The sequence below is a fragment of the Nitrobacter vulgaris genome, from assembly GCF_031453995.1.
In the GTDB taxonomy this organism is placed as follows: domain Bacteria; phylum Pseudomonadota; class Alphaproteobacteria; order Rhizobiales; family Xanthobacteraceae; genus Nitrobacter; species Nitrobacter vulgaris.
In genome coordinates this window covers 1-11,353 of the sequence record NZ_JAVDPZ010000060.1, presented here as the reverse complement: position 1 = coordinate 11,353, position 11,353 = coordinate 1, and the positions used below count along the sequence as shown (strand labels likewise).

Sequence of the window (11,353 nt, the reverse complement as noted above, 5' to 3'; positions counted from 1 at the left end):
CCAAAGGGATCAACCTAGCCACTGGACGGTTTTTACTCCGCCCGCACCGACATCACGCCGGCGCTCCGTGGCCTACTTTGTCACCGCCACGCACAAGCAATCTTGTTGCGCGTTTCTCGGAGTTGATGTCGGCGATCTCGGACCGGCACCAGACTACGAATCTGGGGGTCAGGAGTTCGAATCTCTTCGGGCGCGCCAGATGTGCTTAATTTCAATAGCTTAGAGACGTAATAGAAGCTGTTCTGTACACCTTAGCCGGTTGCGCTGCTGGGGTGTGGGCAGGGGTGTGGGGATTATCCGCTACTGTCCGTCACCGTCCGTTTTCATCCGCTGCCATCCGTTACTCGCGACTGCCGAAAGTGCGGTCGTAAAAAGAGAATCATGCACCGTTTTTCGGGCGCTCTGCCGTCTGGTGACACGCCGCATGGCGAGTAAGGGCGGCAACCATCTCGGGAGCTGTGCTGACGAGTGCGCCCGCCACTCTAAAAGTTCCGAGACTGAGCAACTGTGCCTGGATGATCGGGCTGAAGGCGCAAAAGCAAAAGAGTCGACGCATGGTCGAGGAAGACCCCGAATGGCTATCTGAAGCAATAAAAACCCCGCCGAAGGTGCTCTTGAATGCAGGCTCCAAGGTAACGATCCCTTCAAGTAATGTCAGGGCGATGCAGACGCTTGTGGCAATTCTATCGTTTTCGTTCTTGGGGACGGTCGTAACCACGGCCGTTTTAATTGGTATTGCGCGACGTCTTCGCCCCCGACACCTCCGCGACATTGGGGATTTTGATGAATGACAACCAGCAGACGCTAGATCCCAGAAAAGCATTAGTTGATATCCAAGCGCTGGCCCGCGTTGCGCTAGAGAGCGCCGATCCTGTCGTCATGCGGCGCGATTTAGAGCTGATCCTGACGATTACGGAAGAGGCGCTGCCAGGAGGCAGAAGGGAATTCAAATGAGTGATGATGAAGGCCAAGACCCACCAGGGGAGCCAAGATCGCTTCACGACCTCCCACTTGATACCGCGATCAGACTTCGTTGGGTTTTGCGTGACATCCGAGCGGACCGAACAAAGCTGTTGGGGCCGTCCAGAGATGATCTGAGGTCGCTAGCGCAGCGTGGTTTAATCAGCGTCCACGACGATAAGCTCGTCCTGACGGAAGCAGGATATGCAGCGATTGGCAGCCCCAGATAAAACTCCAACGGAGCGGCTCATGTTGACCAAATCGGAAGAGTACAGAGAGAACGCTCGCAATTGCGGTCAACTCGCCGATGACGCGAAGGATTTTCCATCGAAGAACCGCTACAGACGCATGCAGGATGCTTGGCTCGCTCTTGCCGAAGAGCAAGATTGGCTAGATGGTCAGTTGCCACCCCAATAAATGAGCCTGAACGAACCCCGTCCAATTCAGTGAACGAGCATGGATCGAAACTGAGGCCAGTGAGGCAGGCCTAGGATTTTGCGCCGGCAATCCTAGATTCGGGGAGATGTCCCTCGCTCTTCGCAAAACGAATGACGATCCGCCTTCGTACCGCGATCGGCTCGATCTCAAAGAAGAATCACCGCGTCGAGCACCGCGACTTCTGGGCGTGGGAAATCGACACAATGCCCATGATGAGCCATGGAGGACAGCCGCCCTACGGCGAGGCTCGCAACTTCGATCAGGCCAAGAACTATTCGGGGAAGCCTTTGAAGAATGGAGAGGTCGCTTACCGCCGGCGCAGTTTGAGGAGAACCTAATCTTAAAGCGGATGGCGGCCAGCCGATGGACCAAGTGACGAACTGGTCCCGCCGCTTCGACGATCCGATCGTGATGCCAGGCGGCAGCACTATACGGACCATTGGCGAGGCGGCGGAATATGCGACCGGCCTGCCACGGATCGGCAACACTGAGCCCTGGCAGCGCGCCGCGAAGGTGCTGCACGAGGCGGCGGACAATCGCGGTCAGGCGTAAGGCTGTAAAACATGACCAGCGAACGCTGAAAAATATCCCGAGTGACGGGCACCGGCATCAGCCCGTGATGCCGAGAGCCGTCACCGGGAGGGGTCCTAAGACGCCTCACTCAGATAACGCTCCTGTCAGTAGTATGTTCTCAGAAAACCTGCCTGAAAGCGGAAGCCAGGGATTAGGTGATCTGCCGTCCACAAGAATCGTGAGGGGCGAAATGACGCATTTTAGGTTCAATTCAATTAATTTAAGGAACTAACATTAGGGGAACTGAGTTGGAAGCGCGCCGATCAGGCCGCAGGCTGCTGCTGCGCCCTCTCCTCAGGATCCATAGCCGTCATGCCCATCGACCAGGCCAGTAAGACCTCGCTACCGTTTGGGGGTATAAAAGTCGGCTTTGAAGGCACCCGATGGGGATGGCTTCCGATCGCGATAGTCGCCATTATCGCTGCGGATACCCTGCTCGCGACCTTGGCTTGGTTCGCTGTCGGCTACCTGATCGGAAAGTGAATCGGCGGCCGGAGTGAATAGCTGGACGATTATATAGGCAGCTTGGTTCACGACCAGACAAGCGATTATAGTGGCAATGCCGCTCCCGGTCCCGAAATCGTTCTTGCGGAGGACGGCGGCAGAGGCGAGAGCTATCAATATCGCTATGGGCACAAGAGCGAAGACTTTAAAGCGCAATCCTGCGGCCGCACCTATCAATGCGCTGGAAAACAACAAAACGGGGACGATAACCTGTTCCATTGCTCGATGCTGCTCGCCCGTCGAACTAGCAAATCTCTTGATCGGGCTCGCGGCCCTCCATTCGAAGCGTTGCCGGTAACCTAGTGACGTAAATATCAGGACAACAACAAGTACGCGAATCCGTACCTTTCGGGGCGCCCGGGAGCCGGTAGCCACCAAAGCTTGCGCTCGTCTTTGATGGTTCTGCCTACCTATCCTTGCCAAGAGACGTACCGGGGCCAATCGCAGAGGCCATGGAAGACCGAGCAATACTTGAATGCCATTTGGCGCAAGCTGAGGGACACGTTGCCTTGGGCGAGAGGCACATTGCTCGGCAAATCCAGATTCGCGGAGTTAGAGCGCGACGGGCACGAACAAACGGCCATTATCGCCCGGGAACTCCTCGCAACGTTGGAGAAAGCTCAAGAAGGTTGGAGATCGCGACCGCCTTCGCGCAGAGTTGGCCGCGCATTGGCTGAAGGCGAACGGTAGGTTGATCGGCCAATAGAGAACGCGCCGGAGCGGTGTTGTCTACCGGAACGCAAGAAGATCCATAGCGGAAGCTTGCAAGGGTCGCTGATCGAGGCGCTCGTCGGGCGGATGGATGTTTCATCTTGAAACAACAAATCCGGGCCAGACTTACCGGCAGGAGAGCAGCGTCCCCCAGATGGACCCGAGTAACGGCACCTAGCATCGGTCCTCGGCACGGTGAGACGCCAGGGCCGTCACCGGGAAGCGTCCGAAGACGCCTCGCACAAATAACGCTTCAGCCAGTGCCGGGTTGCTCAAATAAAACCCCGCCGGTGCGGGTGTCTTAGTTTAGCCTCTGCGACGCCGGACAAGTCGATAAACGCCATAAGCGACAAGCATAGGAAGGCCGGCCGCTCCCATCAAAGGCCCCGGAGCTCCGTGAACGCCTCCAGGCTTCCACCCGGAGGGAGAGAACAGAGAGCCATCGTTGAAAAGCCCGCCACTAGAATAAACAAAACCGGCGCCCCCTAATGCGATGATGGCGAATATAATTCCCCAAAAAGGTTTTGTGCCGAGGAACATCTGTAACTCCCGAAAATGGGTTTGAGCCTCTACGCAAGCAACTTTCAGGAGGAGTAATATACCGCAAACCGAACCCGTTTAAACAACAGATCCTCGATAATAGTTAAAACTGGGAGTGTTCGACATCCTGAAGAAGGCAAATGAGAGGAAGGCGCCCCTCACTTCAATGGGTTTTCGCGAGTGGGCACGTGTCATCAAGCGCGACGTTCACGCGCTTTATTTGGCCAGCCGAGACCCGCGTTTTCCTTGGTATGCCAAGGCCCTGGCAATAATTGTGACGGGGTATGCGCTTTCGCCAATCGACCTAATCCCAGATTTCATTCCGGTCATAGGCTACTTAGACGACGTGGTCTTAGTCCCGGTGGGCATATGGCTGGTGGTCCGGATGATACCGCCAGACCTCATGACCGAACATCGAGAGATAGCCGCGGCGCTCCAGGATCGCCCCGTAAGCCCGGGAGCCGCCGCTGCAATCGTGCTGGTGTGGGTTGCAGCTGCCGCGTTCGCAGGAGCTTGGCTTTACAAAGCACTGAAATAACCAGTATCGCGGCACTTCCATCGGGCGAAGTGAGAGAACCTCGTCCCAGGGACGATTGACAATTCATTTCCGATAACCGCGCGATTTTGGCGTGCATTTTCATCGAGGCCAAAGAAGTTTGCGCTAAATCCCTTGAGATGGATAACCGCCGTTCAGAACCCCGTCTGCGTGTCTTCAAGGCCGGAACGATCGAATTCGGTGGCGCCGGGATCGATTGCACGGTGCGCAATGTAACCGCCGCCGGCGCAACCCTCGAGGTAGCAAGTCCGGTCGGCATCCCCCACGAGATTACGCTAAGCGTCCCGACCAGCCAGCTTCGCCGCCACGGTTACATTGTGTGGCGCAAGGAAAAGAGAATCGGCGTCATGTTCGATTGATGCGCCCGCTGGGAGAAGTCAAAAGCGACACCAACTTTACCGCACAACCCACACCCGTCGAGGGAGCGCTGGTTGATATCCAGACCCTGGTGCGCTTCGCCTTACACAGCGGCGATCAGGCTCGCGTGAAGCGCGATTTAGAGATGATCCTGACAATCACAGAAGACAGGGGAATGCTTGTGAGAGCTAAAGGTTGCAGTCTCTTGTCAATAATATTGATTGTAGGGTCTGACACCATGAAATGTAGGAAAGCTTAACCAGGCAGCAACCTCAGTCCGCGCTGCGCAGCCGCTTCATCGTGAACTCGATCAGGATATTCGACCTCGGTCATGTACGCGGTCGCCCGGCCAGCGAGTCAGAAACGCCCTCGCCGTCTGACGGGCCTGATCCTACCGTCATCGGCCTTTGTCTGCCGGCGCCGAGCCGACGCGCATGGTCCAGGAACAAATCAGTCCGTGCCAGCTTGAGTCCCGGTTCTGAGCCGTGCAGAGCAGCTGGCGTGCGACCGATTAGATATCAGGAACATGAATATGCGTGACGATCCCAATCTGCGCAGCTACCTGCCGCGACGCGACCCTGCCTTCCACATGCCCGCCGCATCTCGCATCGCCGCAGGAGCGACCCTGCGCGCGGTACCCGATGAGGTTGCCTCTAGCGGCCTACTCGACGCCTACCGCGTCGCCAAGGAGCCCTACTACCGCGCGGTAGCCGATGAAATCGAGCTTTATGAAGCCGCCTATTCGGTCCGCATGCCGATGATGCTGAAGGGCCCGACAGGCTGCGGCAAAACCCGCTTTGTTGAATACATGGCGTGGAAGCTCGGCAAGCCGCTGGTCACCGTGGCGTGCAACGAAGACATGACCGCCAGCGATCTGGTCGGCCGCTTCTTGCTCGACGCCAACGGCACCCGCTGGCAGGACGGACCTTTGACCATGGCGGCCCGTTTCGGCGGAATTTGCTATCTCGACGAAGTGGTCGAGGCGCGTCAGGACACCACGGTCGTGATCCACTCTCTGACCGACGCGCGGCGCATTCTGCCGCTCGAGAAAAAGGGCGAGATCGTCGAAGCGCATCCGGATTTCCAGGTCGTGATCTCTTACAACCCCGGCTACCAGTCGCTCATGAAGGATCTGAAGCAGTCGACCAAGCAGCGGTTCGGCGCGCTGGACTTCAACTACCCAGAGCACGAGGTCGAGGCCGAGATCGTCGTGCACGAGAGCGGCGTGGACTTGGAAGCGGCAAAAAAGCTGGTCCACATCGCCGAACATGCGCGCAACCTCAAAGGCCATGGGCTGGACGAGGGCATCTCGACTCGCATGCTGAGCTACGCCGGCTCGCTGATTTCCGCGCCGTCGCGCCGCTGGCCGCCTGCCGCGTGGCTTTGGTGCGCCCCATCACCGACGATCCCGATATGCGCAACGCGCTCGATTCCGCGGTGACGACATATTTCTGAGCGCGTCGGACGCCTTGCTTAAATCTTGGCGCACCGGTGAGTTCGTGGTTTGACTCCATTTCGTTCTCAAGAAGCGAATCCGGTCCTCGTAAAGCGACCCGCCGCAAGGCGCCTGATTTTATTGTGCGCATCCTGCAGCGTTTCTTGAGGTGACGTTTCAATGTTCCCAAGGCCGAGAATTTCGTCACCATTGAATTTGTCGCTGAGTTCTTGGGAAACCTCTCTGCGTCAACGGCGGGGACCGAGTAATGAACCGACCGAACTTCTCGACAGCATTGGTGGTGCACTGGTCGGATCGCCTCCGTTAAGCAGAATTTCGCGCCGGTGATTAATTGATGCGACATAGTCCTTCTGGTCTCCCATCAGTTGCCCACTTCCATATGCTGCCCAGCAACGGCACAAAGATTTACTCCGGTGGTTCAATCGCGTCGGGCAGGCGAGAATCGGATCGCACTTCAAGCAAACAAATGATCGACGGCGCGGACGCTTGCCGGACAATATCGTTGCCATCTCGGCCTGGCACTTGGGGCAAACCAGTTCGTCGGCGATTGGCACGGTTCTTTCTCCATAATGGCGAAAGCAAACGCGCTTTCAATCACCGTAACTGCCGCGATTCGGGCGGTGAATGGAGATTCCTTAACTCGACTTTGTGACCGCCTCAGTTCACTTTCGCCATGGCCCTCGCATCCTGACCGCGCGCTCCTGAGCGCTATAAGGGGACAACCGGTACGCGCCGCGAGCCTCGGGGGAGAATCGCGCATGTGAGGCCTTCAGGAACTACGTCCTTGTGATGGTGTTTAGATCATCCCAGCGTGGTAAGCCGATAAGGCAATCCAGAGCTGCGGGGCCAATAGAAGGAAATCTCACCATGAAGATCTCTCTCTCAGTTTTGTCCGCAGTCGCTTTGGCGGCTGTGGTTGCTGCGTCACCCGCCGTCGCCCATGATGGCGACAACGGTAATCACTACGGCTGGGCCAATGGCAACAACGGCAATCACAACGGTTGGGAAAATGGCAACAATGGCCATCGCGTCCACGGCGCGCCCGGCCCGATGATGGGTTTCGGCAGCGCTCCGCTGCTGGCGCTAGGTTACGGGTTTTACTGGCTGAGAAAACGCCGGGCCGCCCGTCAAGATTGAACGAAGCGAAAGCGTTGCATTCCTCGTCGCCGTGCTCGCGCCGGGACGATGTATGGTGCACCCCCGCTAGCGGGGTGCATGTTTACGACGCTAGTCCTTTTGCCGCCTCGGCGCTCTTACCTCCGCTTTCGGATCGGTGGGAAACTGGGCGGTTTTGCCCCACGAAAGAATCTGCAAGGAACGACCTTCTCGTCCGTGCATTGTCCAGAAGACGGAGAAACGCCCTCCACGTTCCTTCGTTAAACCCCTGCAGCCCGTCGGCGCACCCCTCGTCGGCGGGCTCCCATATAGCCCTTCGCTTTTTTTCCGCAAAATCTCGTCGCGCAATGTTGGATGGAGCTAGAAATGAGCGGGCCTCAAACTGAGCCTGGCTTTTTGAACCGAGCTCAGGTTCTTCGGCACGAATACCGCAATGCCAAGCCTTGGCCCCACGTCGTTGTCGAGAACGGCTTTCACGAAGATTTCTTGGATGCGATCGCGGATGAAGTCGCGAACATTGATCAAGCGCATATCATCTCGAGCCTCGATGTTCGTCAGATCAAACAGGAAGCCACGGAAGGCTTCGGGCCAGCCACACAGCAGTTTTTTGAACTGGTGGACAGCGAGAGCTTCCGCGATTTCATCTCGATCGTAACAGGTGTGGACAACTTGATCTCAGATCCAACCCATAGGTGGGCGGGCGCGCATAGAACGCCACCAGGCGGTTTTACTAAAATCCATCGCGACTTCGAGGTGCACCCAGACAACGGTCTATTTCATCGGGTGAATCTACTGGTCTATCTGAACCGTGACTGGCCAGACTCATATGGCGGCAGTCTCGAATTGTGGCCATCGGACATGTCAGCTGTCGGCCGCCGCGTCTTTCCACGGTTCAACACAATGATCTTATGGGAAACGCATGGCGGGACGCTGCATGGTCTTCCCGACCCTGTGAGATGTCCCCCGGACCGGATGCGCCTATCGGTCGCGTCGTATTACTATACCAAAGAATGCCGACCGGCAGCCGCTGGTGAGCGACGAGGTGGCCGCTATTGGGCTGCCAGACCCCAGGATGATCGATCGATAGAACATGTAGGTTGGCTGGATCGGGCGCGGTCAATGACGCCCGAGCCGTTGAAATTTTGGTTCCGAGCAGCGCGTGATCAATTGGTGCGAAGAAGGCGGGATGGAGTGGCAAAATCGGCGAACATCAATTGTGCCGAGGTTGCGCCTCGCGATGAGGAGTAAGGCGTCGACAAGACAGCCTGGTGAGCGTGAATCGCACGCCGCCCGGCTCCTGAGATCGGAATATGCACCGATGAATAGAAGGATGGCAGAACGTGACCCGAGGTCCGGCCATCGTGTTGCTATCAATCAGTGAGTCGACCCTCAAAGATGACCGTATCGCGCACGTCTCCAGAACTATTCTCTGGCTAATCGGCACAGACCCGGTGAGGTGTCTCGCGTCCCGCAGCCCGGACAAAAGCTTGACGCCGTGTCCTCCATCGTGAACTGAACCTCATCCGACCACCTGTGGCTGCAATGCCTGCAGCGGACGATGTATTTTCTTGTGGTCGGCGGGATGGTTCGAGAATCCCATTGACGACCCGCCGAGCTTTCCCTGCCGGCTTTGCCATCACTTTCTTCTCCACGCCGCCTCGATGCCGTCAGCGGAGGTCTGCGTCTTGGCCGTTGCAAGTGAACCAATACCTCAGTTTCCGAGTCGCACCATTTAAGATTAATCGGGCGGTTGTCCGTTGGGTTGCCGTTGACGTGGATCACTGCGGGCAATGCCATCGGATTAGGGATAAATGCCAATGCAACTAGCCGGTGCACCTCCTCGAGTCTCCGAGGAGAGCATAGACGTACAACGAAATACCCAAGATCATTCATCCGCCTGTGAAGAAGGCGCCCGCCGATCTTTGCCACGCGCCCAAAATTCGAGACTTCGTAAAAGTCATCAATAGCGCGCCAATGCTCGCTTGGATGGTCGTCATTGGATTGTGTTCGGTACATAAGCTTATCGAATCGGAACAGCGCGTCGTTCTAATTTTGCGAATAGCGCCTTGTTCTCGGATTTATGCGTTTCGTGGCGGGTGCGCCACGATACGTTTCGGCTGCACGTTCAAATGTTTGGCTGACCTATCGCCTAGTACTTGAACTGAGGCATTGCCTTGAGCTGGTCCTTCGTAACGTTGACCGTCCCCTGGTCGGGGTGCCACTGCTTGGAATCTGAGCTCGTCGAGCCGGTGGAAGTCGTGCCGGCCTTATTAGAGAACTTGATCTGATCCAGTTTCATTAGAACGTGGTGCTCGCCCATGCCAAGAAGACCGCCGACGCTGACGATCACACCATCCACCTTTCCAGATGGGTCGATGATCACATCATCCACTTCCCCAATGTTTTCGTTCTGCTCATTGTAGAGATCTACACCCACCAGCTTAGAAGCTCTCCACTGGCCTGTCGCGGAATGAGGCGCCTCAGCGGTTGATGAAGTGGGAGCAGTGGTTTGGGCAATCGCCAAGGGCGAAGCGAGGACGCACGCCAGAAACGCCGCTGAAATCAATCTCATGGAAATCTCCTTCTTGAATGGGTGACTTACAACAAGAGCACCGGGGCGATTGTTCCTTGGCGGGATCGCAGGGGCACATTCCCGATCCACTACCTCCGCTCATTGCCCGTCACTGCACGGCGTCCCCTTTCGCGAATATGGAACCCAAATGATCAATAACTGTTCTTGGAATTGCACTGCTACATGACACAGGACGAAGCGGAGATTACAGAATGAACGACGCGAGTATTGGGTGGATCGCGGCCATTATAATTGGCGGGTTAGCGGGGTGGATCGCTTCTAATTTTATGAAGAGCGACACCGGAATCCTTATGAATATCCTTTTGGGCATCGTTGGCGCCGCCGTTGCCAGCGCTTTGCTGGGTTTGGTCGGCGTGTCGTTCGGCGGATGGCTTGGCTATCTCGTAGCCGGGTTTATCGGAGCTTGCATTCTTATCGGGGGTGCAAGGGCCATTCGCTCTTAGGTCAAGCGCTCGCAATTCATCGCAGACTCGAGTTCGATCGAACAAACAACCCTCGCCCGAGTTGCACTACCGCCCCAATGATAGGCGGAATTAATGATCCGTTCTTTTTTCAAAATCACCGCGATATCTATCGCTTTGATTTTGCCCGCATCAGCCATAGCCCAAGGCGTGGTTGGAGGCATGGAACGAGGCGCTCGCGAAGGTGAACGAGCGGCGGGGCCTATCGGCGGTGCGGTTGGAGGGGCAGTCGGAGCCGTCACCGGCGGGTAGCCGGCGTACTGGGTATCGATCAGCGTCCGCGCTTCCGGCAATATGTGGTCGAGCAGCACCATCCTTCGTTTCATTATCGCGAGTCGGTTCGCGTTGGGGCCGCTCTGCCAAAAGCTGGGGTCACCTACTATGACGTTCCCGCTGAGTACGGTGCGCCCAATTATCGCTACACCGTTGTGAACGACCAAACCGTGCTAGTCGATCCACGGACGCGTCGTGTGGTGCAGATCATCGATTAGGCATCACCGCTAAATGGCTTTAGGCCTTTTCGATAAGGCGCTTCCTGGCAAATTAGTCCCCTCGATCGAATGATGGAGGGGACTTTTGTCCGGGATCAGCGCCTATGGCACAGAATTGATGGTGTGATCTAAGGAGTGTTCGGTTCTCGTCGCAGACGAAGGAACGAACATGAGCACGAAGTCGACTGGCGGCAAACGCTCCGCCGAACACGTAGTCAAAGATATCCGCCGTGCGACGCGGCGGCACTTTTCATCAGAGGACAAAATCCGGATCGTGCTGGATGGGCTTCGGGGCGAAGACAGCATCGCCGAGCTGTGCCGCAAGGAAGGGATAGCCCAGAGCCTCTACTACACCTGGTCGAAGGAATTCCTGGAAGCCGGCAAACGGCGGCTGGCTGGCGACACGGCTCGTGCTGCGACGACCGGTGAAGTTCAGGAGCTGCGCCGTGAGACCCGTGCCTTGAAAGAGGCGGTTGCCGATCTGACGCTGGAGAACCGTCTGCTCAAAAAATGTATGGTCCGCCCCGGCGTTGCAAGGGATTTGGATTTCTGTCGGGCGCAGTTTGCGTAAATGTATCCGGCCTCTCGCGAGTGAGC

At 56.9% G+C, this 11,353-nt stretch carries 13 protein-coding genes, 1 tRNA gene and 3 pseudogenes; 14 read left to right on the top strand and 3 right to left on the bottom strand.

Features of this window, described 5'->3' with window-relative positions:
• Window positions 1-107 precede the first annotated feature (107 nt).
• The 6 genes from GGQ85_RS19910 to GGQ85_RS19885 all read left to right on the top strand — a co-directional run bounded on the left by GGQ85_RS19910 (window position 108) and on the right by GGQ85_RS19885 (window position 1,950).
• A tRNA-Arg gene (locus GGQ85_RS19910) sits at window positions 108-198 on the top strand.
• Window positions 199-554: 356 nt separating this feature from the next.
• A complete protein-coding gene (locus tag GGQ85_RS19905; protein WP_309775966.1) occupies window positions 555-791 on the top strand; it encodes a hypothetical protein in 237 nt (78 codons plus the stop codon).
• A complete protein-coding gene (locus GGQ85_RS19900) occupies window positions 784-954 on the top strand; it encodes a hypothetical protein (RefSeq protein ID WP_309775965.1) in 171 nt (56 codons plus the stop codon). The genes GGQ85_RS19905 and GGQ85_RS19900 overlap by 8 nt, the downstream gene beginning before the upstream one ends.
• Window positions 955-1,209: 255 nt before the next feature.
• The gene (locus GGQ85_RS19895; protein WP_309775964.1) at window positions 1,210-1,377 is read left to right on the top strand and encodes a hypothetical protein; all 168 of its coding nucleotides are present in this window, start codon (window positions 1,210-1,212) and stop codon (window positions 1,375-1,377) included.
• Between the two features lie 131 nt (window positions 1,378-1,508).
• On the top strand, window positions 1,509-1,736 hold the full coding sequence (locus GGQ85_RS19890) for a hypothetical protein (protein WP_309775963.1): 228 nt from the start codon (window positions 1,509-1,511) through the stop codon (window positions 1,734-1,736).
• Between the two features lie 25 nt (window positions 1,737-1,761).
• Window positions 1,762-1,950 (top strand): hypothetical protein, encoded by a 189-nt coding sequence (locus GGQ85_RS19885; RefSeq protein ID WP_309775962.1) that lies wholly within the window; start codon window positions 1,762-1,764, stop codon window positions 1,948-1,950.
• Window positions 1,951-2,313: 363 nt separating this feature from the next.
• On the opposite strand, the gene GGQ85_RS19880 is transcribed toward GGQ85_RS19885, so the two are convergent.
• Entirely contained in the window at window positions 2,314-2,694 is a 381-nt protein-coding gene (locus tag GGQ85_RS19880) for a hypothetical protein (RefSeq protein WP_309775961.1), read from the bottom strand.
• Between the two features lie 1,198 nt (window positions 2,695-3,892).
• Between GGQ85_RS19880 and GGQ85_RS19875 the strand changes: the two genes are divergently transcribed.
• From GGQ85_RS19875 to GGQ85_RS19855, 5 genes and pseudogenes are all read left to right on the top strand, one after another.
• Window positions 3,893-4,264, top strand: a complete 372-nt coding sequence (locus tag GGQ85_RS19875) for a YkvA family protein (RefSeq protein ID WP_309775967.1) — start codon at window positions 3,893-3,895, stop codon at window positions 4,262-4,264.
• 137 nt (window positions 4,265-4,401) lie between these two features.
• Window positions 4,402-4,641 (top strand): PilZ domain-containing protein, encoded by a 240-nt coding sequence (locus GGQ85_RS19870; protein ID WP_309775960.1) that lies wholly within the window; start codon window positions 4,402-4,404, stop codon window positions 4,639-4,641.
• 587 nt (window positions 4,642-5,228) lie between these two features.
• Window positions 5,229-6,094, top strand: a pseudogene (locus GGQ85_RS19865) (CbbQ/NirQ/NorQ/GpvN family protein).
• Window positions 6,095-6,962: 868 nt separating this feature from the next.
• A complete protein-coding gene (locus tag GGQ85_RS19860) occupies window positions 6,963-7,232 on the top strand; it encodes a hypothetical protein (RefSeq protein WP_309775959.1) in 270 nt (89 codons plus the stop codon).
• A 345-nt stretch (window positions 7,233-7,577) separates the two neighbouring features.
• Window positions 7,578-8,459 (top strand): 2OG-Fe(II) oxygenase, encoded by an 882-nt coding sequence (locus GGQ85_RS19855; RefSeq protein WP_309775958.1) that lies wholly within the window; start codon window positions 7,578-7,580, stop codon window positions 8,457-8,459.
• Between the two features lie 174 nt (window positions 8,460-8,633).
• On the opposite strand, the gene GGQ85_RS21010 is transcribed toward GGQ85_RS19855, so the two are convergent.
• Together GGQ85_RS21010 and GGQ85_RS19850 are read right to left on the bottom strand one after the other, a co-directional pair.
• On the bottom strand, window positions 8,634-9,227 hold the full coding sequence (locus GGQ85_RS21010; protein WP_374708935.1) for an NUMOD4 domain-containing protein: 594 nt from the start codon (window positions 9,225-9,227) through the stop codon (window positions 8,634-8,636).
• Window positions 9,228-9,360: 133 nt separating this feature from the next.
• Window positions 9,361-9,783, bottom strand: coding sequence for a PRC-barrel domain-containing protein (locus tag GGQ85_RS19850; protein WP_309775957.1), 423 nt, complete (start codon window positions 9,781-9,783; stop codon window positions 9,361-9,363).
• Between the two features lie 212 nt (window positions 9,784-9,995).
• Between GGQ85_RS19850 and GGQ85_RS19845 the strand changes: the two genes are divergently transcribed.
• The 3 genes and pseudogenes from GGQ85_RS19845 to GGQ85_RS19835 form a co-directional block, all read left to right on the top strand.
• A complete protein-coding gene (locus tag GGQ85_RS19845; protein WP_009797639.1) occupies window positions 9,996-10,247 on the top strand; it encodes a GlsB/YeaQ/YmgE family stress response membrane protein in 252 nt (83 codons plus the stop codon).
• 93 nt (window positions 10,248-10,340) lie between these two features.
• Window positions 10,341-10,756: pseudogene (locus GGQ85_RS19840) on the top strand (DUF1236 domain-containing protein).
• Window positions 10,757-10,925: 169 nt separating this feature from the next.
• Window positions 10,926-11,267: pseudogene (locus GGQ85_RS19835) on the top strand (transposase); the annotation flags it as partial.
• Window positions 11,268-11,353: the final 86 nt, after the last annotated feature.